The 21,138-nt window shown below is 68.0% G+C and carries 21 protein-coding genes; 15 read left to right on the plus strand and 6 right to left on the minus strand.

The features are described from left to right. Nucleotides 1-43: 43 nt before the first annotated feature. Together N5I32_RS00500 and N5I32_RS00505 are read right to left on the minus strand one after the other, a co-directional pair. Nucleotides 44-976 (minus strand): dimethylarginine dimethylaminohydrolase family protein, encoded by a 933-nt coding sequence (locus N5I32_RS00500; RefSeq protein WP_261493434.1) that lies wholly within the window; start codon nucleotides 974-976, stop codon nucleotides 44-46. A gap of 16 nt (nucleotides 977-992) precedes the next feature. Then, a complete protein-coding gene (locus N5I32_RS00505; RefSeq protein ID WP_261493435.1) occupies nucleotides 993-2,585 on the minus strand; it encodes a zinc-binding metallopeptidase family protein in 1,593 nt (530 codons plus the stop codon). 202 nt (nucleotides 2,586-2,787) lie between these two features. Between N5I32_RS00505 and N5I32_RS00510 the strand changes: the two genes are divergently transcribed. From N5I32_RS00510 to N5I32_RS00560, 11 genes are all read left to right on the plus strand, one after another. Next, entirely contained in the window at nucleotides 2,788-3,666 is an 879-nt protein-coding gene (locus N5I32_RS00510; RefSeq protein ID WP_261493436.1) for a LysR substrate-binding domain-containing protein, read from the plus strand. Nucleotides 3,667-3,777: 111 nt separating this feature from the next. After that, nucleotides 3,778-4,848: an ABC transporter ATP-binding protein gene (locus N5I32_RS00515; RefSeq protein ID WP_261493437.1), complete on the plus strand. Its 1,071-nt coding sequence runs from the start codon at nucleotides 3,778-3,780 to the stop codon at nucleotides 4,846-4,848. 34 nt (nucleotides 4,849-4,882) lie between these two features. Continuing rightward, nucleotides 4,883-5,995, plus strand: a complete 1,113-nt coding sequence (locus tag N5I32_RS00520; RefSeq protein WP_261493438.1) for an ABC transporter substrate-binding protein — start codon at nucleotides 4,883-4,885, stop codon at nucleotides 5,993-5,995. A gap of 55 nt (nucleotides 5,996-6,050) precedes the next feature. Then, nucleotides 6,051-6,872: an ABC transporter permease gene (locus N5I32_RS00525; protein WP_261493439.1), complete on the plus strand. Its 822-nt coding sequence runs from the start codon at nucleotides 6,051-6,053 to the stop codon at nucleotides 6,870-6,872. Beyond that, nucleotides 6,869-7,681, plus strand: coding sequence for an ABC transporter permease (locus N5I32_RS00530; RefSeq protein ID WP_261493440.1), 813 nt, complete (start codon nucleotides 6,869-6,871; stop codon nucleotides 7,679-7,681). Before N5I32_RS00525 ends, N5I32_RS00530 begins: the two co-directional genes overlap by 4 nt. Nucleotides 7,682-7,753: 72 nt before the next feature. Further along, the gene (locus N5I32_RS00535; protein ID WP_261493441.1) at nucleotides 7,754-8,110 is read left to right on the plus strand and encodes an Mth938-like domain-containing protein; all 357 of its coding nucleotides are present in this window, start codon (nucleotides 7,754-7,756) and stop codon (nucleotides 8,108-8,110) included. Nucleotides 8,111-8,149: 39 nt separating this feature from the next. Then, nucleotides 8,150-8,773, plus strand: a complete 624-nt coding sequence (ccmA, locus tag N5I32_RS00540; protein WP_261493442.1) for a heme ABC exporter ATP-binding protein CcmA — start codon at nucleotides 8,150-8,152, stop codon at nucleotides 8,771-8,773. A 76-nt stretch (nucleotides 8,774-8,849) separates the two neighbouring features. Then, nucleotides 8,850-9,506: a heme exporter protein CcmB gene (ccmB, locus tag N5I32_RS00545; protein WP_261493443.1), complete on the plus strand. Its 657-nt coding sequence runs from the start codon at nucleotides 8,850-8,852 to the stop codon at nucleotides 9,504-9,506. A 55-nt stretch (nucleotides 9,507-9,561) separates the two neighbouring features. After that, nucleotides 9,562-10,290, plus strand: coding sequence for a heme ABC transporter permease (locus N5I32_RS00550; RefSeq protein WP_261493444.1), 729 nt, complete (start codon nucleotides 9,562-9,564; stop codon nucleotides 10,288-10,290). After that, on the plus strand, nucleotides 10,290-10,445 hold the full coding sequence (gene ccmD / locus N5I32_RS00555) for a heme exporter protein CcmD (RefSeq protein ID WP_304504698.1): 156 nt from the start codon (nucleotides 10,290-10,292) through the stop codon (nucleotides 10,443-10,445). Before N5I32_RS00550 ends, ccmD begins: the two co-directional genes overlap by 1 nt. Then, complete coding sequence (locus tag N5I32_RS00560) at nucleotides 10,438-10,983, plus strand: DsbE family thiol:disulfide interchange protein (RefSeq protein ID WP_261493446.1); 546 nt, start codon at nucleotides 10,438-10,440, stop codon at nucleotides 10,981-10,983. Before ccmD ends, N5I32_RS00560 begins: the two co-directional genes overlap by 8 nt. A gap of 187 nt (nucleotides 10,984-11,170) precedes the next feature. Here the strand turns inward: N5I32_RS00560 and acnA are convergent, their stop codons facing one another. After that, nucleotides 11,171-13,921, minus strand: coding sequence for an aconitate hydratase AcnA (gene acnA, locus N5I32_RS00565; protein ID WP_261493447.1), 2,751 nt, complete (start codon nucleotides 13,919-13,921; stop codon nucleotides 11,171-11,173). A gap of 214 nt (nucleotides 13,922-14,135) precedes the next feature. On the opposite strand from acnA, the gene N5I32_RS00570 reads away from it, so the two are divergent. Continuing rightward, nucleotides 14,136-14,840 (plus strand): DUF1223 domain-containing protein, encoded by a 705-nt coding sequence (locus N5I32_RS00570; RefSeq protein WP_261493448.1) that lies wholly within the window; start codon nucleotides 14,136-14,138, stop codon nucleotides 14,838-14,840. 75 nt (nucleotides 14,841-14,915) lie between these two features. Here N5I32_RS00570 and N5I32_RS00575 read toward each other — a convergent pair whose 3' ends face one another. Then, on the minus strand, nucleotides 14,916-15,956 hold the full coding sequence (locus tag N5I32_RS00575; RefSeq protein ID WP_261493449.1) for a flagellar motor switch protein FliG: 1,041 nt from the start codon (nucleotides 15,954-15,956) through the stop codon (nucleotides 14,916-14,918). 329 nt (nucleotides 15,957-16,285) lie between these two features. Beyond that, on the minus strand, nucleotides 16,286-17,590 hold the full coding sequence (gene purB, locus N5I32_RS00580) for an adenylosuccinate lyase (protein WP_261493450.1): 1,305 nt from the start codon (nucleotides 17,588-17,590) through the stop codon (nucleotides 16,286-16,288). Between the two features lie 75 nt (nucleotides 17,591-17,665). Here purB and N5I32_RS00585 point away from each other — a divergent pair, with 75 nt between their 5' ends. Both N5I32_RS00585 and N5I32_RS00590 read left to right on the plus strand, forming a co-directional pair. Continuing rightward, nucleotides 17,666-18,028, plus strand: coding sequence for a hypothetical protein (locus N5I32_RS00585; protein WP_261493451.1), 363 nt, complete (start codon nucleotides 17,666-17,668; stop codon nucleotides 18,026-18,028). Then, nucleotides 18,025-18,435 (plus strand): DUF6314 family protein, encoded by a 411-nt coding sequence (locus N5I32_RS00590; RefSeq protein WP_261493452.1) that lies wholly within the window; start codon nucleotides 18,025-18,027, stop codon nucleotides 18,433-18,435. The genes N5I32_RS00585 and N5I32_RS00590 overlap by 4 nt, the downstream gene beginning before the upstream one ends. 15 nt (nucleotides 18,436-18,450) lie before the next feature. On the opposite strand, the gene dddP is transcribed toward N5I32_RS00590, so the two are convergent. Continuing rightward, entirely contained in the window at nucleotides 18,451-19,791 is a 1,341-nt protein-coding gene (gene dddP, locus N5I32_RS00595; RefSeq protein ID WP_261493453.1) for a dimethylsulfonioproprionate lyase DddP, read from the minus strand. A gap of 138 nt (nucleotides 19,792-19,929) precedes the next feature. Here dddP and N5I32_RS00600 point away from each other — a divergent pair, with 138 nt between their 5' ends. Further along, nucleotides 19,930-21,135: a class I SAM-dependent methyltransferase gene (locus tag N5I32_RS00600; RefSeq protein WP_261493454.1), complete on the plus strand. Its 1,206-nt coding sequence runs from the start codon at nucleotides 19,930-19,932 to the stop codon at nucleotides 21,133-21,135. The last annotated feature ends 3 nt before the right edge of the window (nucleotides 21,136-21,138 follow it).

Consider the following 21,138-nt stretch of genomic DNA (forward strand, 5'->3'; position numbering starts at 1 on the left):
TGGGCCCCCAACATAGGCGTTCGGTTTGCGCTCCGCCAGCCTTTCAGCCCGCGTCGCGCCGGAGTGCCTGCGCCATGCAGTGGATGCCGCCGCCGGTCTTGGAAATTTCGTCTGTCTCGACCGCCGCGACCTCGAATCCGCGCGCCTTCAGCTGCCCGATCAGCACGCGCGAGGAGGCCGGCGCGATGATCTTGTCGTGGCCAAGGCTCATGAAGTTGCAGCCAAGCGCCATGGTGTCGCGGAAGGGCACGTCGATGATCTCGTGCCCCTTGGCCTTCAGCCAGTCGACGATCCAGGGATCGGTGCAATCGAGGCACACGGCCGTCAGCTTCGGCGCGACCGGCACCACCATCAGGTCGATATGGACGTAGTATTCGTCGATGAAGGCCAGTTTGACCTCCCAGCCTTCCTTCTCGAACCAGCCGGCGACCTGGCGCGCGCCTTCCTCCTGTGTGCGGGCGCCGCCGCAGCCGATCAGCACGCAACCCTCCTCGATCACGTTGAAGTCGCCGCCCTCGAAGGTGCCGGCCGTCACCATGTCATAGATCGGGATGCCCATCGCCTCATAGGCGCGGATCGCGGCATAGTTCTCGCCCCGCCGCCACCAGTTCGCCATCGCGGTGATGACGGGGCCATAGGGCGTCATCACGCTCGAATCGCGGGTGTAGACCTGCATTGTCAGTTCCGGTTCGGCCGGCAGCATGTGCACCTTCACCCCGAAATGTTCGTAGGCCGCGACCAGTTCGGCATGCTGCGCCTGCGCCACCTGGATGTTGCAGGGCGCCTCGCGCAGGTGCTTGCGCGACAGCGACGAGGTCGCGCGGTGCTTGAGATGGGCGGGAGAGCCCAGAAGCACGTCGGTCAGGGGATCGGTCTCGTTGCGGAAACCCCAGTGGGCCAGCGGCTTCGTGCCGCCGGCGGGATTGCGGCGCTGAAGCGAGAAGCCTTCGGCGTGGGGCAGTCGGTCAAGGGCCATGGGTCACTCCTTCGGGTCAGGCGCCGGGCAGGGCGGAGGGGATCCACCAGTCCCGCCCGCGCGGGGTTTCGACATATTCGGGCCAGCGGAAATGGATCGGCGGGTCGTAGTCGCAAAGTGGCGGCAACCAGGAGCTGCCGCCGACCCCGCCGCCGGTGCGGTCGCGGAATTCGGTCATCGCGGCATCGCGTGCCCCTGCGTCTTCCAGAAGGCGCACAGCCGAGGCGGCAAGAACCTTGGCCGCCGTGGTCACCATCGGGTCGATGGTCGCCGGGATGCCGCCCAGCGCGTTCATCACCCAGTTCGGATAGGCATAGCCCGCCGGCGCCTTCAGCGCGGGACGGGCGATGTAGAACCGGGCGGTCGGCGCGTGCCAGCACATGTCGGTGTAGTCGTCCGAGGTCGAATGGCCTTGCGACGGCGGCAGGTCGCGGCGCAGGATCGCCTCGGCCGCGTCTGGGTCGATCAGCCGCTCCATCTCCTCGATGAAGGGCGCCTCCATGGGATGAAGCCCCAGCCCGGACTGGATCTCGCGCGCGACGGCGCGGGCCTCCTCGCCCCAGCGCGGCGCGCCGACGGCCTGCATCGCCTCCCAGACCAGCCGCGCCATGGCGTGATTGGCCAGGCCCGGGCGCGACTTGCAGACCCAGCGGCGTTCCCAGCGGCAGCCCGACATCATCGCTGCCGCCTCGGCGTTGCGGTCGAGGACGGCGGTGATCTGTTCGGCCATCGCCACGGTGGGCGTGCGCATCATATACTGGATCTCGGCCAGGCCCGCGGGCAGGTTGTCGGCGGTCGCCTGCCCCGCGGTCAGGATCGCCTCCGATACCGACCAGCCGCCCTGATGCGGCAGCATCGCCTCGCGCAGCGCCTTCGAGGACTGGTACATGAGCATCAGCGCGTCGTTGGCGCCCGGCGCGCGCACCGCCGAATGCGACTGCGGGATCGGCGCGCCGTCTGCGCGGCCCCAGGCCTCGGGAGCGTCGCAGATAAAGCGGTAGACCATCGCATAGGCCGCGCCGCAGTGGGTGTCCCAGCGGACGGTATTGCACATAGGCAGCATGTAGAACGGATGGAACGACAGCATCGCCGCCAACCCGTCGTAGTAGCCCTTCGCGGCATGGATGGGTTTTGACCCGCGCACCTTCTCGGCCGGTTCGCCGGTGAACCTCAGGCCGCCCCGGATCCCGTGCCTTTCCATCGCCGCCTTGGTGGCCAGAAGCCCGCCGAGCGCGCCGATGCCAAGGCCGGAGTGCGGGTCGGTGTGCCCGCCCGCCTGATAGCCCAGCCCCGCGCGCGGCTCGCGCCGGGTGCTGGCCGCCTGGCAGTTGCCGGGCACCGCATCGTATTCGCCATACATGCCGATGACGGGCCCGTCACCGTTCGACCATTCGGCGCAGAAGGCGGTGGGCATCCCGCCCGATCCTTCCTCGACCGCGAAGCCCTCGGCCCTCAACCGCGCGACGTACCATTCGGCCGATCGGTATTCGCGCCAGGCGGTTTCGCCGAAATCGAAGATCGTCGCGCACCAGTCCGAAAGCGCGCCCGCGCGGGCGTCGACGGCGGCAAGGGCATCCCTCTGGGCGGCGGTCAGGATCGGTGCGGGCATCGCGGACCTCTGGACGTCGGGGCGGGGCCGTCGCCGGACGTCGTGCCGACGCAAGGCGGTCGCCCCGTCCTTATCGCTACACGCCTTCGGGCCGCCGGCGGTAGTGAAACCTTTTCCCGACTTCGGCAAATCCCATTCACCATTTCGCTGGATTCGGGGGCAGGGCGGGCTAGACTTGCGCGGTCACAGCAAGCGGGGCCGGATGGCGCGCATACCCTCCACGCAGGCGCTCAGGGCGCTTGAAAGCTTTGCCCGTCTCGGCACGGTCTGGCAGGCGGCAGACGAACTGAACGTCACGCGCAGTGCGGTCAGCCACCAGTTGCGCCTTCTGGAGCAGGACCTGGGCTTTCCGCTTTACACCCGCGTCGGCACCCGGATCGAGCTGACCGTGCGCGGGCGCGCCTATGCCAGCGACGTGCGCAAGGCGCTGTCGGTCATCGCCGGGTCGGCCTCGCGCAATGCCGGACGCGGGCTTTCGGGGCAATTGACGCTCTCCTGCACGCCGGGATTTGCCGCCGCATGGCTGTCCACCAAGATCGGACGTTTCCGCGCGATCTGCCCCGATGTGCAGCTGTCGGTCATCACCCCGCGCCGGCTTGACGACGTGTCGAACCCCGACGCCGACCTTTTCATCGCCTTCGGCACCGGCAACTTCCCCGGCGGGCAGACGGAGCTTCTGAAGGAGGTGGAGTTCACCCCCCTCATCAGCCCGATCCTGCTGAACCGGCTGGGCGGGATGAAGGACTTCGCCGATGTGCAGCGCGGCGATCTTCTCCACCTCGTCAACCGCTCCGACTGGGTCGACTGGCTCAGGCTTGCCGGGCTTGGCGAGGATATCGCCGCCGGCGGGCTGACATTTTGCGACATGAACCTGGTCTACGCCGCGGCGATGAACGCGCAGGGCATCGCCATGGGCGACGGTTTCATCTGCCGCGAGGCGATGGAGGGCGGGCAGCTCGTGCGCCCCTTCGAACTGGCGGTGCGTTCGCCCAAGTCCTATTATCTTGTCATTCCAGAGGAAAAGGCCGCGATTCCGGCGGTGACCGAGTTCCGTGCCTGGATCCGGGAGGAACTGCCCTGAGCCGCCGCGCCGCGAATGGCGGCAACGACAAAATTCCTTTGCCGAAGCGGGAAAAACATTTCGATTGCCGCCCTGCCGCGCCTGCCCATACCTTCCGCCAAGGAGGACCCCATGCCCACCCCCCAGGCCGCCGAACTCACCGCCCGGTCGATCCGCAAGGAATTCGGTGAGTTCGTGGCGCTCGACGATGTGTCGCTGACCATCGGGCGGGGGGCGTTCGTCACCCTTCTGGGGCCGTCGGGATCGGGCAAGACCACGTTTCTCATGGTGCTGGCCGGCTTCCTGCCGCCCACGGCGGGCGAGGTGCATCAGGACGGCCGCGACATCACGGCACTTCCGCCCGAGGCGCGGGGCTTCGGCATGGTCTTTCAGGGCTATGCGCTGTTCCCGCACATGACTGTGGCCGAGAACATCGCCTTTCCCTTGAAGGTCAGCCGCCGGTCGGGTGCCGAGATCCGGCGCCGGGTCGCGGAGATGATCGAGATGGTGGGCCTTTCCGGGCATGGCCACAAGCGCCCGGCGGCGCTGTCGGGCGGGCAGCAGCAGCGCGTGGCGCTGGCGCGGGCGCTGGCTTGCGAACCCGCGGTCCTGCTTCTGGACGAACCCTTCTCCGCGCTCGACAAGAACCTGCGCGGCCAGATGCAGGACGAGGTGCGCCGCCTCCACCGGGAGATCGGCACCACCTTCGTCTTCGTCACCCACGACCAGTCCGAGGCGCTGGCGCTGTCCAGCACGGTGGCCATCTTCGACCACGGGCGGCTTCAGCAGGCCGGCGGCCCGCAAGAGGTCTACGAGCGGCCGGCGAACCGCTTCGTCGCCGAATTCCTGGGCGATATCAACATTCTGCCGATTTCCGGGGCCGAAGCGCAGGGGGGCGTCGGCCACGGCCGCTTCGAAGGCCGCGCGATCCGGGCGTCATGCGGCGCGGCCGGTGCCACGGCGGCACTGGCGGTCCGGCCCGAACACATGCGGCTGGAACTGGGCGAGCCTGCCGGAGGAAATGCCATTCCCCTCTCCGTCACCGATCTGACCTACATGGGGGCCGAGACACGGCTTCACCTAGTCTCGGGCGGCGGAACGCCCGTGATCCTGTCCGTTCCGACCGCGGCGATGCCTGCCGCGGTCACCCCCGGTGCCGCCGTGTGGGCGGCCTGGGCCGAAGACCGCGGTTTCTTTCTCTAGCCAACACCAGCCACCTCGACACAGGGAGGAAAAGATGAACGGCCACTTCCAGGAAGACTGCCTGCAAATCCTTGCCGAACGCGCCCGGCGCGGAGAGATCTCGCGCCGCCGCTTCACCCAGTTGGCCATCGGCCTGATGGGGGCGGCTGCGGTCGCCGCGCGCGGCACGCCGGTTCTGGCCCAGTCGGGCGAACTGGTCTTCGTCAACTGGGGCGGCGACGCGATGACCGCCTACGACCAGGCCTATGGCCAGCCCTTCCAGGCCGAAACCGGCGTCGTCGTGAAGCAGGACGGATCGGGCCCGACCGAAGGTGCGATGCAGGCCCAGTTCGAAAGCGGCAAACCCACCTGGGACATCTGCGACGCCGACCCGTTCTCGGCCCAGGCGCTGGGGCGCAAGGGCATGTGCGAGCCGATCGACTACGCCATCGTCGACAAGGCCAAGATGCGCGAGGGGTTCGGCTGGGAATACGCCGCCTCCTCCTACTTCTTCAGCTATGTCATCGCCTACGATTCGACCAAGTTCGACACCGCCCCCACCGGCATGGCCGACTTCTTCGACGTGGAGAAATTCCCCGGCAAGCGCGCGATGTACAAATGGGGCGCCGCCATGTGGGAGGCGCTTCTGCTGGGCGACGGGGTGGCGCGCGACGCGCTCTATCCGCTCGACCTCAAGCGCGCGCATGACAAGCTTGCGGCCTTCAAGGAACATGTTGTGGCCTTCTGGGGCGGCGGCGCGGAAAGCCAGTCGCTGCTTCTGAACGGCGATGCGTCGATGGCGCTGGTCTGGTCCACCCGTGCACGCCTGCTGGAGCAGGACTCGGGCGGCGACATCAAGTTCATCTGGGCCGACGGTCTTCTCTCGCCGGGCGCGATGGCGGTGATCAAGGGCAACCCGGGCGGCGCCGAGACCGCGATGAAGTTCATCGCCTCTGCCCAGGACCCGGCACGACAGGTGGTGATCTTCGACCTTCTGGGGCAGGGGCCTGCGAACCCCGCGGCAGACGCGCTGATCGCGCCGGACGCCGCGCGCTTCAACCCCGTCGATCCCGCGAACATGCCCCAGCAGGTCGCGCTCGACATGGCCTGGTACGAGGAAAACTACGGCCCCGCGCTGGACGAATTCCTCAAGATCGTCTCCGCCTGATCCCCTTCGCCGCCGTCCCGCCCTGACGGGGCGGCGGCCCGATACGGAGTGCCCGATGCGCCAGATCACCCGCAGCCTCGTCCTGCTCGGGCCGCTGCTGATCCTGCTGGCGCTTGCCTATATCCTGCCCTTCCTCGGCATCCTGCGCTGGAGCGTGACACTGCCCGAGCCCGGCCTTGGCCAGTATCGCGCCGCGCTGAGCGATCCGCTGATCCTGTCGGTCTTCTGGCGCACCCTCCGTATCTGCGCGGTCGTCACCGTGCTCAGCGTCTCTGCCGGCTACGCGGTCGCCCTCCTCTGGGTGTGGGGCGGGCCGGTCGCGCGGCTTCTGACCGAGTTGTGCATCTTCATCCCGTTCTGGATCTCGGTCCTGACGCGCGCCTTCGGCTGGCTGTCGATCCTGTCGAACCGCGGGCTGGTGAACAGCTGGCTTGAAGGCGCGGGGCTGATCGCCGAGCCGCTGGCCCTCGTGCGCAACGAATTCGGCGTCATCGTCGGGATGACCCATTTCCTCATCCCCTTCGCGGTCTTTCCCATTGCCTCGGCCATGCGCAGCGTGGACGAACGCGTGCTGATGGCCGCGCGCGGGATGGGGGCGGGACGGGCGCGCATCTTCTGGCAGGTGTTCCTGCCGATGACGCTGCCCGGCGTCCTTGGCGCCGCCCTTCTCGTCTTCGTCTTCTCGATCGGCTTTTTCGTGACGCCCGCGATCCTCGGCGGCGGGCGCAGCGTCATGGTGGCCGAACTGATCTACCTGCGCATATTCCAGAGCCCCGACTGGGGACTGGCCGCCGCGGTCAGCGTGATCCTGATGATCGCGATCGCGGGCTTCCTCGCCCTGCTCCTGCGAAAGATGACGCCGGGGGATGCGCGATGATCCTCCAGCGCCCCGGCCGACTTGCCATCACACTCGCGATCATCGTCTCGCTGTTCCTCCTCCTGCCGCTTCTGGCGGTGGTGCCGGTGTCGTTCACGCCCAAGCGCTTCCTCTCCCTCCCCGAGGGGGAATGGTCGCTGCGCCACTACCGCGCGCTGGTCGAGAACCCGGCCTGGGGCGCGGGCCTGTGGCTGTCGATCCGCATCGGGCTGATCAGCGCGGCGCTGGCCACCACACTCGCCACGCTCTTCAGTCTCGGCATGTGGATGCTGCGCCCGCGCTTCGGCGGGGTGCTGATGGGGGTGGCGCTCCTGCCGATGGTGGCGCCGCCGGTCGTCTCGGCGCTGACGCTCTACTTCTTCCTCATCACCCTCGGCCAGGCGAATGACCTTGTCGCCTACGACACGCTCGCCGGCGTCGCGCTGGCCCATACGGTGATGATCGCACCCTTCGCGGTCGTCCTGATCTCGGTCGCGCTGGCGCAGGTCGACCGGCGGATCGACCTGGCCGCGCGCGCCATGGGGGCCGGGGTGGCGCGGCGCATCTTCCAGGTGATCCTGCCCAACATCCGCTTCGGCCTCGTCTCCGCCTTCTTCCTCACCTTCGTCCTCAGCTGGGAGGAGATTGCGGTCACGCTCTTCATCACCTCGGTCGATGCCGTCACGCTGCCCAGGCTGATGTGGATGGGGCTGAGGGACAACATCGACCCCGCCATCGCCGCGATCTCGGTCCTCCTGATCGTGCTGGTGACGCTGGTGGCGGTGTCGCGCGCCCTTCACGCGGCATGGCGCGGGCGCAAGGCCGGCTGATCCGGCCCTTGGCCCCGCCCGCCTGGCGGGGTAATCTCTCAGGGCTTGCGGGACAAGGAAAGGCGCCGCCTCGTGAACCTCAGCGAAATCGACTTCGGACAGGCCCGGCCCATCGACGGCTACGGCCCCGGCTTCTTCCGGATCGCGGGCCAGGCGCTGCAGGGCGCGGTTATCGTCACCCGGACCGGCGCGCGCACCTGGCAGGGCTACGGCGATCCTGCGCCACTGCTGGCACTCGCCGGGCAGGTCGACGTGCTTTTCGTCGGCACCGGGCGGCAGATCGCGCATCTGCCCGCTGACCTGCGCGCGACCCTCGAGGGCGCGGGCCTCGGCGTCGAGATCATGGACAGCCCCGCCGCCTGCCGCACCTACAACGTCCTACTCTCCGAGGGGCGGCGCATCGCCGCGGCCCTCCTGCCCGTCGACTGAGGCTTTGCGCTTGTCCGCGGCATCGGCTAACCCCGCATCATGGACCTGACCGTCACCGACCTCGCCATCGCCCGCGGCGGCATCCCCGTGCTCGCCCATGTCTCGCTGACCCTGCGTCCGGGGCGGGCGCTGGTCCTGCGCGGGCCGAACGGGATCGGCAAGACGACGCTCTTGCGCACCATCGCGGGCCTGCAGCCGCCGCTTGCGGGCGCCATCGGCCTGCCGGCCGAGGATATCGCCTATGCAGGCCACGCGGACGGGCTCAAGGCGACGCTCAGCGTGGCGGAAAACCTGCGCTTCTGGGCGCGCATCTTCGGCACCGGCGACATTGCCGCAGCCCTTGCCGCGATGGATCTCAAGGGGCTGGCGGACCGCCCGGCGCACAGCCTTTCGGCCGGGCAGAAACGCCGGCTCGGCCTCGCCCGCCTTCTTGTCACCGGGCGCCGCTTCTGGCTTCTCGATGAACCGACCGTCTCGCTCGACGCGGCCTCGGTCGCGCTCTTCGCCGCGGCCGTGCGCGCCCATCTGGCGCGGGGCGGTGCGGCGCTGATGGCCACCCACATCGACCTCGGCATCGCGGAGGCGGAGGTGCTCGACCTCACCCCGTTCCGCGCCGCGCCCACCGCGCCGGCGCCGGGCGGGTTCGAGGAGGCCTTCGCATGATCTTCTTCTTTTCCCAAGTATCCCGGGGGCCCGGGGGCAGCGCCCCCGGCGGCCGGTTGCGTTCGGGGCGGCCGGCATGATGGCGCTCCTCTCCCGCGATCTGGCGCTTGCCTTCCGCGCCGGCGGCGGCTTCGGGCTGAGCCTCGCCTTCTTCCTCATCGTCACCGTGCTCGTCCCCTTCGGCGTCGGGCCGGAGGGGGGCACACTGGCCCGCATCGCCCCCGGCATCCTCTGGGTCGGCGCGCTCCTGGCCTGCCTTCTCTCGCTCGACCGCATCTTCGCGCTCGATCACGAGGACGGGACGCTCGACCTGCTCGCCACCGCGCCTATCCCGCTCGAGACCGTCGCGGCGACCAAGGCGCTGGCGCACTGGCTGACGACGGGCCTGCCGCTGACGCTGGCAGCACCCGTTCTGGCCATCCTCCTCAACCTGCCGCCGTCGGGGTTCTTCTGGCTCACCGCATCGCTCGCGCTCGGCACGCCGGCGCTCTCCATGATCGGCGCCTTCGGGGCCGCGCTGACGGTGGGACTGAAACGCGGCGGGCTGCTTCTCTCGCTTCTCGTCCTGCCGCTTTACATCCCGACGCTGATCTTCGGCGCCGAATGCGCCCGCCGCGGGGCCGAGGGGCTGGCGACCGCCACGCCGGTCCTGATGCTGCTGGGCATCACGCTCGGCTCGCTCGCGCTCTTGCCCTTCGCCGCGGCTGCGGCAATCCGCGTCAACCTGAGATAGTGCCGTTCATGTTAAGCCTATTGTGAGCGCTCACCGGAACATTTAGTCAGTCGCCATGTCGATCTGGGAATACGCCAACCCGAAGAAGTTCATGCAGACCTCGGCCTGGGCGTTGCCCTGGGTGACGGGGCTGGCCGTGCTGACCCTTCTTGGCGGGCTGGTCTGGGGCTTCTTCTTCACGCCCGACGATTTCCGCATGGGATCGACCGTCAAGATCATCTACATCCATGTCCCGGCCGCGATCATGGCGACGGGGACCTGGTTCATGATGCTGGCCGCCTCGCTCGTCTGGCTGATCCGTCGCCACCATGTCTCGGTCCTGGCCGCGAAGGCGGCGGCGCCCGTCGGCATGACCATGACGCTGATCGGGCTTTTTACCGGGGCCATCTGGGGCCAGCCGATGTGGGGCACCTGGTGGGCCTGGGACCCGCGGCTGACCGCCTTCCTGATCCTGTTCCTCTTCTACCTCGGCTACATGGCCCTGTGGGAGGCGATCGAGAACCCCGACACCGCCGCCGACCTGACCTCTGTCCTCTGCCTCGTGGGTTCGGTCTTTGCCGTCATCTCGCGCTATGCGGTGTTATTCTGGAACCAGGGGCTGCACCAGGGGTCGTCCCTGTCCATGGACCAGGAAGAGCATGTGGCAGATGTCTATGCCTGGCCGCTCTGGACGGCGATCGTGGGATTCGGGCTGCTCTTCGTCTCGCTCCTCCTCATCCGCACCCGGACCGAGATTCGGGCGCGGCGTCTGCGCGCGCTCGAGGCGCGGGAAAGGATGGCGTGATGGTGGAGCTTGGCAAGTACGCGGTCACCGTGCTGGCCGCCTATGGCGTGACGATCCTGCTGGTTCTGGGTCTCGTCGCGCTGTCCCTGCGGAAGGGGACCCGGGTCAAGCGCGCGCTCGAGGTGCAGGAAAGGCGGATGGCGAAGAATGGCTAGACTCTCCCCCCTCGTGATGCTGCCGCCGGTGATCTTCGCGGCCCTGGCGGCGACCTTCTACTGGGGAATGGGGCGGCAGAACCCGGACGAACTGCCCTCGACCTTCATCGGGCAGCAGGCGCCCGAACTCGGCGGCGCGGCACTGGCCGGGTTCCCCTTCGCGACGGATGCGGACCTGCGCTCGGGCGAGGTGACGCTGGTCAACTTCTGGGCCACCTGGTGCCCGCCGTGCCGGGCCGAACATCCGAACCTGAACGCGATGGCCGCGAACGGCATCCGCATCGTCGGCGTGAACATCCGCGACGACGACGCCAAGGCGACGGCCTACCTGACCGAGGAGGGCAACCCCTTCATCGGCGTCGTGTCCGACCCGACCGGGCGGCGATCGATCGACTGGGGCGTGACCGCGCCGCCCGAAACCTTCATCATCGGCGGTGATGGCACCGTGCTTTTCAAGTTCATCGGCCCGCTCGTGGGGTCCGACTACCAGCAGCGGTTCATGCCGGAACTGGAAAAGGCGCTGGGCAAGGCGGAATAGGCGGGAAGAGGAAGGCCGCCGCGGCCTGAATTTCCGCGACGGCCACGCCACCCGCGCGACGCGCCCGGACGGGTCCGGGCCGCGCCCCACCGCGCAGACAGCCCCATGACACTAACCGAATCCCTCGCACGGAAAAGAAAAGCCCGGCGCGCGGCCGGGCTTTCACGAGAAATTCAACGTTTCCGGATCAGGACTTCGCCAGGTTCCGCAGGACGTAGTGCAGGACACCGCCGTTCTCGACATACTCGATCTCGACCTCGGTATCGATCCGGCACTTGATCTGGATCGTCCGTTCGCTGCCGTCGCCGTAGCGGATCGTGCAGGGAACGAGGCTCAGCGGCTTCAGGTCGCCTTCGAGCCCGTGGATCGAGATCACCTCGTCCCCCTTCAGGCCCAGCGACTTGCGGTTCTCGCCCCCGGTGAACTCGAACGGGATGACGCCCATGCCGACGAGGTTCGACCGGTGGATACGCTCGAACGACTCCGCGATCACCGCCTTGACGCCAAGAAGGTTGGTGCCCTTGGCCGCCCAGTCGCGCGACGACCCGGCGCCGTATTCGACCCCGCCAAAGATAACGAGCGGCGTGCCCGCGTCCTGGTAGGCCATCGCGGCGTCGTAGATCGAGGTCTGCGCGCCGTCCGGCCCCTTGGTATAACCGCCCTCGACCCCGTCCAGCATCTCGTTCTTGATGCGGATGTTGGCGAAGGTGCCGCGCATCATGACCTCGTGGTTGCCGCGGCGCGAGCCGTAGCTGTTGAAGTCCTTCTGCGCGACTTGCCGGTCGGTCAGGTACTTGCCCGCCGGCGTGGTCGCCTTGAAGGACCCCGCGGGGCTGATGTGATCGGTGGTGATCATGTCGCCGAGAAGGGCGAGGACCCGCGCGCCGGAGATGTCGCGGATCGTGCCCTTTTCCTTGCCCATCCCGCGGAAGTAGGGCGGGTTCTGGATATAGGTCGAGGTCGAGGGCCAGTCGTAGGTCTCGCTGTCGGTGGTCTTGACCGACTGCCACTTGGCGTCGCCCTTGAACACGTCGGCGTATTTCTTCTGGAACGCCTCGCGGGTGACGACCTCGTGCACGAGTTCCGCGATCTCGCGGTTCGAGGGCCAGATGTCCTTCAGGAAGACCGGCTTGCCGTCCTTGGAGGTGCCAAGGGGCTCGCTCGTCAGGTCGATGTTCATGTCGCCGGCGATGGCGTAGGCCACCACGAGCGGCGGCGAGGCGAGGTAGTTCGCCCGCACGTCGGGGCTGATCCGGCCTTCGAAGTTGCGGTTGCCGGACAGGACCGAGACGGCGACAAGGTCATTCTCGCCGATCGCCTTTGAGATTTCCGGCTGCAAGGGGCCGGAGTTGCCGATGCAGGTGGTGCAGCCGTAGCCGACAAGGTTGAAGCCAAGCGCGTCAAGGTCTTCCTGAAGGCCCGCGGCCTCCAGATATTCCGACACGACCTGCGACCCGGGCGCGAGCGAGGTCTTGACCCAGGGCTTGCGGGTCAGGCCGAGCGCGCGCGCCTTGCGCGCCAGAAGCCCCGCGCCGATCAGCACATAGGGGTTCGACGTGTTGGTGCAGGAGGTGATGGAGGCGATCACCACCGACCCGTCGCGGATCGCGTAAGCCTCGCCCTCGACCTTCGCGGTCTTGAGGACGTCGTTCGGCGCGGTCAGCGTGTCGCCTTCGGAGGCCATGTTCTTGGCCGCCTCGGAGGCATCGACGCCGCGATAATCGCTCACCACCTTGTAAAAGCTTTTCGCCGACATGTTCAGCGGCGTGTAGTCCTGCGGCCGCTTCGGGCCGGAAATCGCCGGAACGATCTCCGCCATGTCAAGCTCGAGCGTCGAGGTGTAGATCGGGTTGTAGTCCGCCCCGCGCCAGAAGCCGTTTTCCTTGGCATAGGCCTCGACCAGCGCGATCCGGTCCTCGTCGCGTCCGGTCTGGCGCAGGTAGCGCAGGGTCTCGGCGTCGATCGGGAAGAAGCCGCAGGTGGCGCCGTATTCGGGGGCCATGTTGGCGATGGTGGCGCGGTCGGCCAGCGGCAGGTGGTCAAGCCCGTCGCCGTAGAACTCGACGAACTTGCCCACGACGCCATGCTTGCGCAGCATCTGCACGACCTTGAGCACGAGGTCGGTCGCGGTGGTGCCTTCCATCATCCGGCCGGTCAGGCGGAAGCCCACGACCTCCGGGATCAGCATGGAAACCGGCTGGCCGAGCATCGCCGCCTCGGCCTCGATCCCGCCGACGCCCCAGCCGAGGACGGCAAGGCCGTTGACCATCGTGGTGTGGCTGTCGGTGCCGACCAGCGTATCCGGGTAGGCCACCATCGCGCCGGTCTGGTCCTTGTCGGTCCAGACGGTCTGGGCGAGGTATTCGAGGTTCACCTGGTGGCAGATGCCGGTGCCGGGCGGCACCACGCGGAAGTTCTGGAACGCGTTCTGGCCCCATTTCAGGAACACGTAGCGTTCCATGTTGCGCTCGTATTCCAGATCGACGTTCTTCTGGAAGGCGCGCGGGTTGCCGAATTCGTCGATCATCACCGAATGGTCGATGACAAGGTCGACGGGGTTCAGCGGGTTGATCTTCTGCGGATCACCCCCCAGTGCCTTGATGCCGTCGCGCATCGCGGCCAGGTCCACCACGGCCGGAACGCCGGTAAAGTCCTGCATCAGCACGCGCGCGGGGCGATAGGCGATCTCGCGCGGGTTGTCGCCGCCCTGCTTGCCCCAGTCGGAGAAGGCGCGGATGTCGTCGACAGACACGGTGCGCCCGCCGTCCTCGAACCGGAGCATGTTTTCCAGCACCACCTTCAGCGCGGCGGGCAGGCGGGAGAACTCGCCCAGCCCCGCGGCCTCGGCGGCGGGGATCGAGTAATAGTCGACCGACTGGCCCCCCACGGTCAGGGTACGGCGGGTCTTGGCGGTATCGGTTCCGGTGACGATGGTCATGTCGGTCTCCCTCCTGAGGACAGGGTATCGCTCGCATGGCTAATGCCGCAACGGAAGTCGCGGATCAAGAGGGGGGTGACGTTTTTGTATACCATTGTGCACAATTTGCCGTGTGGCGGTGGCGACCCGGTTGAAAGAAAGTCTCGCGCATCCTTGATTGGCAAATGTCTGCGCCAGGGCATACCAAGACCCAAACGGATACGGGACCCCGACCATGCGCCAGAAGCCAGTGACCGCAGCCTGCGTTGCACTCACCCTCGTGTCGGCGCCCATCGCCCGGGCCGACGACAGTCCGATCGTGATCGAACTGTTCACCTCGCAGGGCTGCTCCTCCTGCCCGCCGGCGGATGAACTGCTCGGCTCGCTTGCCAACCGGACCGACGTGCTGCCGCTGGCGCTGCATGTCGACTACTGGGACTACATCGGCTGGAAGGACACCTTCGGCAGCCCCGCCCATTCCGAACGCCAGCGTGCCTACGCCCAGCATGCGGGGGTGCGCATGGTCTACACGCCGCAGATGATCGTCGGTGGGATGGAGCATCTCGTGGGCGTAAAGCCCGAGGCGATGGAACAGGCGATCCGGATGGAGGCGGCGATGCCGCATCTCGTCTCGCTCACGCTGGAACGGTCGGGCGACAGCGTGGCCATCAGCGCCCGGCCGCTCGGCCAGCTTCCCGAGGACACGATGGTGCAGCTAGTCCGCGTCCGCCCCTCCGCCACCGTCGAGATCGGCAGGGGGGAGAATGCGGGCCGGACCTTCACCTATTCCCATATCGTGACGGACTGGACGCAGCTTGGAGACTGGGACGGACACGAACCCTTCCGCCAGACGGTCGCGGCGCCGGGCGCGGACGATGTTGTTGTGATCGTGCAGGAACCGGGCCCGGGACGTATCCTGGCCGCCGCGGTCATGCACTGATCCGCGCGGGGGGCGCGGGCCCTTGCGGCGGTGTTCCCCTGCGCGCGGGCGACTGCGCGGCCCAAGGCGAAGCCATCAGTCGTCCTCCTCCATCCTCAGCCGGATATCCCCCGCGTCGGCAAGATCGCGGATGGCACCGACGATTTCGGTCTGTGCGGCCTCGGCATCCTTTTCCCTGACCTTGCCCAGGGCCGCGACTTCCTCCCTCAGCGTGGCGGCCATGCGCTGCGACATCGCCGAAAGCAGGAACTCCGCGACCCGTTCCAGCGGCCCGGTCGCACCGGCGAGGGCGCGCACCAGAACCGCCTGATCGACACCGCGCAGCGCCTTGGGCACATCGCGCGGGTCAAGGCGTTCGGGCACATGCGCGAAGGTGAAGATCGCCTTGCGCACGGCGGCCGCAAACACCGTATCCTCGGCGTCGAGCGCGCTCAGCACCTCGTCGCGGATGGCCGCGGCCGACAGGTTCAGGATCGCCCCCATCCGCGCGTCCGGATCGGTTTCAAAAGCGCGCGGCGGCTGCGTCTCAAGCTCCTGCGCCAGCGCCAGGCCGATGCGGCGCACGGTTTCGGGCGCGACCGATCCGGTCCGCGCGACCGCATGGGCAAGACGCCTCGCGCGATCGCCCGGCAGCATGCCCAGAAGTTCGGCCGCGCGCGCCACCGGCAGCTTGGACAGCATGATTGCGCCAACCTCGGGTGCTTCGCGCTCAAGCACCGGGAGAAGCCGTTGGGACTCGAGGCCCGAGATCCGGTCCCAGGGGTCGGCCCGGGTCGAGGCGCTGGAAAGCCGCCGCAGCCGATTCGCCGCATTGGCCGAGATATGCCCGTCGAGCATGGTCAGCGCCCCGTCGATGCCGCCGGGAAAGGACAGGCCGATCGCGTCGATGCGCGCGCAAAAATCTTCCACCACCGCGCGGAGCGTCTTGCGATCGACGGTGCGCATGCGCCCGATCTGTTCGGTCAGCGCCGCCTGAACGTGCTCGGGCAGCGATTGCAGCGGCGGCTCCGCCCCCTCGGACAGGAGGAGTCGGACGATCACGGCCGCCTTTTCGCGCCCGGACAAGGCCACTTCGCCTGCGCCCTTCGGCGCGGCTGCAGGGGCGATGGCTGACATGACTTCCTCCGCCTTCAACGCAGGCAGAGGGTTTCATGGTCCGGTTAAGCCACGGTTACCTTCAGCTTGAAACCACGATGCAGCGCTGGGTCGCCTCGTCCCAGGTCGTGCCTTCGGCGCAGGTGATCTGGGCGCTGCGCTGATCGTGGCCGCAACTGTCGGATGAAGCGAGCGCAGGCGAAATCCCCGCGATCAAGGCGAGGGCAGCGACAAAGGCCCTTGTCGTCATGGTGTCCTCCTTCCCAATGCGGAAAGTGTGGCACCGGCCCGCCCGGTCGGGCAACGATTTCCGCCCGGCCGCCCCTCCGATCACGCGAACGTGAGCGGCGTCACGCGCCGAAGACCCGCGCGAAGATCGTGTCGACGTGCTTCGTGTGATAGCCGAGGTCGAATTTCTCCTCGATCTCGGCGGGCGAAAGGGCGGCCGTGACCTCGGGATCGGCCAGCAGTTCCTCACGGAAATCCGCGCCCTTCTCCCAGACCTTCATCGCGTTGCGCTGCACCAGGCGATAGGCATCCTCGCGGCTGACGCCGGCTTGCGTCAGTGCCAGAAGCACCCGCTGACTCATCACCAGGCCCTTGAACTTGTTCATGTTCTTCAACATGTTCTCGGGATAGATCACCAGTTTCTCGATCACGCCCGCCAGCCGGTTCAGCGCGAAGTCGAGGTGGATGGTCGCATCCGGCCCGATCCCGCGCTCCACGCTCGAATGGCTGATGTCGCGCTCGTGCCAGAGCGCCACGTTCTCCAGCGCGGGGGTCACCGCGCTGCGCACCAGCCGCGCCAGCCCGGTCAGGTTCTCCGTCAGCACCGGGTTCCTTTTGTGCGGCATCGCCGACGATCCCTTCTGGCCGGGGGAGAAATACTCCTCCGCCTCCAGCACCTCGGTGCGCTGCATGTGGCGGACCTCGATGGCGATGTTCTCGATGCCCGAGGCGATGACGCCGAGGGTGGCGAAGAACATCGCGTGGCGGTCGCGCGGGATCACTTGCGTGCTGATCGGTTCGGGGGTCAGGCCCATCCTTTCGCAGACATGCGCCTCGACTGCCGGGTCGATGTTGGCGAAGGTGCCGACCGCGCCCGAAATTGCCCCCGTCGCCACCTCTTCCCGCGCCGCCTGCAGACGGCGGCGGTTGCGGTCCATCTCGGCGTAGAAGCGGGCGAAGGTCAGGCCCATCGTCGTCGGTTCGGCATGGATGCCGTGGCTGCGGCCGATGCGCACCGTGTCCTTGTGCTCGTAGGCACGTTTCTTCAGCGCCGCCAGCACGCGGTCGAGATCGGCCAGCAGGATGTCGGCGGCGCGGACAAGCTGGATGTTCAGCGTGGTATCGAGCACGTCGGACGATGTCATGCCCTGGTGGACAAAGCGGGCGTCCTCGGACCCGATGTGTTCGGCGAGATGCGTGAGAAAGGCGATGACGTCGTGCTTGGTCACCGCCTCGATCTCGTCGATGCGGGCGACGTCGAACTCCACGTCCTTCGCGCGCCAGACCGCCTCGGCGTTGGCCTTCGGGATCACGCCAAGGGCGGCCTGCGCGTCGCAGGCATGGGCCTCGATCTCGTACCAGATGCGAAAGCGGGTCTCGGGCGACCAGATGGCGACCATTTCGGGGCGGGCGTAGCGGGGGATCATCGCGGCCTCTTGCATGTCCTGGCAATCGCGGCTCTCCTAGACCGCATGGACCGGGGTGGCAATGGGCGAGGAGCGATGAAACCTGCGCTGATCACGATTCTTCTTGTGGCCGTCACCGTCCTCTGCGCGACCGGGGCGGAGGCGCAGGAGTCCTGGAAGCGCCTGAAGGAGGGGCAGTTGAACAACGCCCTCGTCACCCAGCGGCTGCGCTTCGAGGATGGTGCGACGCAAAGCTTTGCCGAGGACGGCTCCACCCGCCATGCGGCGGAGCAGACGCGCCGCGGCTACTGGAAGATCGAGGACGACAAACTGTGCATGGCCTGGCCGCCGGCGGGGGACTGGACCTGTTCCCGCGTCCACCGGAGCGGTGACGGCAAGCGGCTGCGCTTTACCGCCGACGACGGGGGCACGAAGGTCGGCACCTACATGTCGCGATGACCGCGCCCACGCTTGCCGATTTCGCGGGGCTCTGGCGGGTCGAGCGGGCGATCATCGATCACCGCGCAGGGCTTGCAGGCCGATTCACCGGCACCGCCGTGTTCGTGCCGGACGGGTCCGGCCTGACGTACCGGGAGGAAGGAAGCCTTGCCTTCGGCGCGGCGGCGCCGGTCCGGGCCGAACGGTCCTATCTTTGGTCCGAAAGTGCCGGGCGTATCGCCATCTGCTTTGCCGATGGCCGGCCGTTTCACGACTTCGACCCCGCCGAGGCCGCGGCCACGCATTTCTGCGCCCCCGACCATTACGCAGTGCGCTACGACTTTGCCGGCTGGCCGGAGTGGGCGGCCGAATGGCGCGTCACGGGGCCGCGCAAGGACTATCTCATGCGGACCCGCTACCGCCGCTGAGCGTGCAGGACCGGCTCAGCCGCCCACCAGCGCAGGATCGAAGGGATAGGTCGTCAGGTTCTCGCAGCCGTCCGCCGTCACCAGCACCTGATCCTCGATCTTGATCGAGAAGTCGCCGCCCTCGGGGCTGACGAGCGCCTCGGTGCAGATCACCATGCCCTCCTCGATGACATGGTCGAAGGCGCCCTCGGCCCAGGCGTCGGGGTAGGGGACATAGGGCCATTCGTCGCAAAGCCCGACCCCGTGCATCTTGCAGGAATATTTCTGCGCCCAGTACTGGCCCTCAAGCTTATGGCCGCCGAACACCAGTTCGCGGATCGACACGCCGGGCCGCAGCCGCGCCTGGTGGTCGCGGATGTGGTCAAGCGCGTGGTTCATGGCAGAGATCATGGCGTTGGTCGGGCGTTCGCCTCCGACCCACCAGGTGCGCGAGATGTCGATGCAGATGCCGTAGGATCCGATCAGGTCGGTGTCGAAGGCCACGATCTCGTTCGGCTGGACGATCCGGGGGCCGCATTCCTGGAACCACGGATTGGTGCGCGGACCCGAGGCCAGAAGCCGCGTCTCGATCCACTCGCCCCCACGCCGGATGTTCGATTTGTGCAATTCTGCCCAGATATCGTCCTCGCTTACGCCACCAAGAGGTACGTTTTGTCTGGTGAATGCCTCCATCTCGGCGATCGCGGATTCGCAGGCGTGATGGGCGCAGCGCATGGCGAGGATTTCGTCCGGGCCCTTGATCGCGCGGGTGCGCTCGGTCAGTTCCTCCCCCTCCATCACCTCGAAGCCCGCGCGTTCCAGCGCGCGCAGACCGTGGATCTGGATCTTGTCCACCGCCAGCCGCCGGTTCGCGCCCGCATGCGCCCGCATCACCTCTTCCACCTGGCCGGCGAATGAGGTCGCGTCGCGATCGCCCAGATCGCCCGAGACGGCGTAGAAGAACGACGCACCGGCGCGAATCTCCCGGATCAGCGGGTTGAACGAGACGAGGAAGGGCGCGTTCTTGTATTCCCAGATCACCATGTGGCCGTCGGCGCAGACAAGGCAGGCGCGAAACGGGTTGTGCGCGTTCCAGAGCTGCATGTTGGTGGTGTCGGTGGCGTAGCGGATGTTCATCGGGTCGAACATCAGGATGCCGCCGTAGCCGCGCGCGGCCAGGGCCTTGACGATCCGCTCCAGCCGGTCGGCGCGCATCCGCTCCAGGTTGGGCAGGCTCAGCCCCGCCGCCTCCCATTCACGAAACGCAAGCTGCGTCGGCCCGATTTCCACCCGGTCGTTGTCGTTGGGCGTGCCGTCGCCCAAGCGGTCGCCCCGGTTGGGGTCGATCTTGCGCCGTTCCGAATAGTGCTGTGCCATGCTCCGACCTCCCCGCGTTGCGGCCAGCTTCGGGGCAGCCACGCCGCCGTTCCTGTCCGGACGCGACACGCCGATGACGGGTTTGGCCCGTTCCCCCCGGCGGCGGCTCTTGCTAGACCGGAGCAAACGGAGGGGCGCATGTCCACGGTCGAAGAACACTACGAAGCCTATCCCTATCCCGAGCGCGACCCGGCGGACGAACGCCGGCGGCTGATCACCGGCTCGCCCTCGCACCCGCTCGAGATCGACCACTTTCTCTGGGGCGGCCAGCGCGACTGGTCGCGCCCCTTCCGCGCGCTGGTCGCCGGGGGCGGGACGGGGGACGCGCTGATCCAGCTTGCGGCGGTCCTGACGGCGGCGGGCCGGCGCTACGAGATCACCTATCTCGACCTCTCGCGCGCGGCGCGCGAGATCGCGGAGGAACGGGCAAGGGTGCGTGGTCTGACCGGCATCACCTTCACCACCGGCAGCCTGCTGGATGCCGCCGACCTGGGGCGTTTCGACTACATCGACTGCTGCGGCGTGCTGCACCACCTTCCCGACCCGCAGGCGGGTTTCGACGCGCTCGCGCGTGCGCTCGCCCCCGAGGGCGGCATGGGCGTGATGGTCTATGCGCCCTACGGCCGGTCGGGCGTCTATCCCCTTCAGGACGCCTTCGCCACGCTGACGCGCGGCATGACCCCCGAGGCGCGGCTAAGGACGGCGCGTGCGGTCTACGCGCGCCTGCCCGAAGGCCATCCCTTTCGCCGCAACCCGCATCTGGTCGATCACGAGCAGGGCGACGCAGGGTTCTATGACCTGCTCCTGCATGCGCAGGACCGGCCCTTCGCCATCGACGACCTTGTCGCCAGCCTCGACCGCGCCGGCCTGGCCTTTGCCGGGGCTCCGATGGCCGCGCTCTACGATCCGGCGCGGTTCCTGCCCGAGGGCACCGGCCTGCCCGAGGGGCTGGAGACGGCGGAGCGGATGGCGCTGGCCGAACGCCTGGACGGGACGATCAAGACGCACGTCGTCTATGCGGTGCCGAAGGGCCGGATGCCCGCGCGCGCCGGCGCCGACCCGCAGTCGGTGCCGCACCTCAAGGGCGTCAGCGGCCCGGACCTTGCACGGCAGGTGGAGCGCAGGGGCGAGGTGGCGGTGACGCGCGGGACCAGCCGCGTGACCCTTCCGGTCGACCGGGCCGCCGCGCGGCTTCTGGCGCGGATCGACGGGCGCCGCAGCCTGGCCGAGATCGCCGCCGCCGAACGTCTTGACGCACTCGCCATGGGCGCGCTCTGGCGCCCGGTGGAGCGGGCCCTGACGGGGCAGGGGATACTGCTTTACTCGCGCCTGCTCAGGCCCTGATGC

The organism is Albidovulum sediminis (assembly GCF_025380365.1).
Lineage (GTDB): Bacteria > Pseudomonadota > Alphaproteobacteria > Rhodobacterales > Rhodobacteraceae > Albidovulum > Albidovulum sediminis.

Coding starts and splice junctions, on each gene's coding strand:
- N5I32_RS00500 (WP_261493434.1), bottom strand. CDS start 976: ATGGCCCTTGACCGACTGCCCCACGCCGAAGGCTTCTCGCTTCAGCGC.
- N5I32_RS00505 (WP_261493435.1), bottom strand. CDS start 2,585: ATGCCCGCACCGATCCTGACCGCCGCCCAGAGGGATGCCCTTGCCGCC.
- N5I32_RS00510 (WP_261493436.1), top strand. CDS start 2,788: ATGGCGCGCATACCCTCCACGCAGGCGCTCAGGGCGCTTGAAAGCTTT.
- N5I32_RS00515 (WP_261493437.1), top strand. CDS start 3,778: ATGCCCACCCCCCAGGCCGCCGAACTCACCGCCCGGTCGATCCGCAAG.
- N5I32_RS00520 (WP_261493438.1), top strand. CDS start 4,883: ATGAACGGCCACTTCCAGGAAGACTGCCTGCAAATCCTTGCCGAACGC.
- N5I32_RS00525 (WP_261493439.1), top strand. CDS start 6,051: ATGCGCCAGATCACCCGCAGCCTCGTCCTGCTCGGGCCGCTGCTGATC.
- N5I32_RS00530 (WP_261493440.1), top strand. CDS start 6,869: ATGATCCTCCAGCGCCCCGGCCGACTTGCCATCACACTCGCGATCATC.
- ccmA (WP_261493442.1), top strand. CDS start 8,150: ATGGACCTGACCGTCACCGACCTCGCCATCGCCCGCGGCGGCATCCCC.
- ccmB (WP_261493443.1), top strand. CDS start 8,850: ATGATGGCGCTCCTCTCCCGCGATCTGGCGCTTGCCTTCCGCGCCGGC.
- N5I32_RS00550 (WP_261493444.1), top strand. CDS start 9,562: ATGTCGATCTGGGAATACGCCAACCCGAAGAAGTTCATGCAGACCTCG.
- ccmD (WP_304504698.1), top strand. CDS start 10,290: ATGGTGGAGCTTGGCAAGTACGCGGTCACCGTGCTGGCCGCCTATGGC.
- N5I32_RS00560 (WP_261493446.1), top strand. CDS start 10,438: ATGGCTAGACTCTCCCCCCTCGTGATGCTGCCGCCGGTGATCTTCGCG.
- acnA (WP_261493447.1), bottom strand. CDS start 13,921: ATGACCATCGTCACCGGAACCGATACCGCCAAGACCCGCCGTACCCTG.
- N5I32_RS00570 (WP_261493448.1), top strand. CDS start 14,136: ATGCGCCAGAAGCCAGTGACCGCAGCCTGCGTTGCACTCACCCTCGTG.
- N5I32_RS00575 (WP_261493449.1), bottom strand. CDS start 15,956: ATGTCAGCCATCGCCCCTGCAGCCGCGCCGAAGGGCGCAGGCGAAGTG.
- purB (WP_261493450.1), bottom strand. CDS start 17,590: ATGATCCCCCGCTACGCCCGCCCCGAAATGGTCGCCATCTGGTCGCCC.
- N5I32_RS00585 (WP_261493451.1), top strand. CDS start 17,666: ATGAAACCTGCGCTGATCACGATTCTTCTTGTGGCCGTCACCGTCCTC.
- N5I32_RS00590 (WP_261493452.1), top strand. CDS start 18,025: ATGACCGCGCCCACGCTTGCCGATTTCGCGGGGCTCTGGCGGGTCGAG.
- dddP (WP_261493453.1), bottom strand. CDS start 19,791: ATGGCACAGCACTATTCGGAACGGCGCAAGATCGACCCCAACCGGGGC.
- N5I32_RS00600 (WP_261493454.1), top strand. CDS start 19,930: ATGTCCACGGTCGAAGAACACTACGAAGCCTATCCCTATCCCGAGCGC.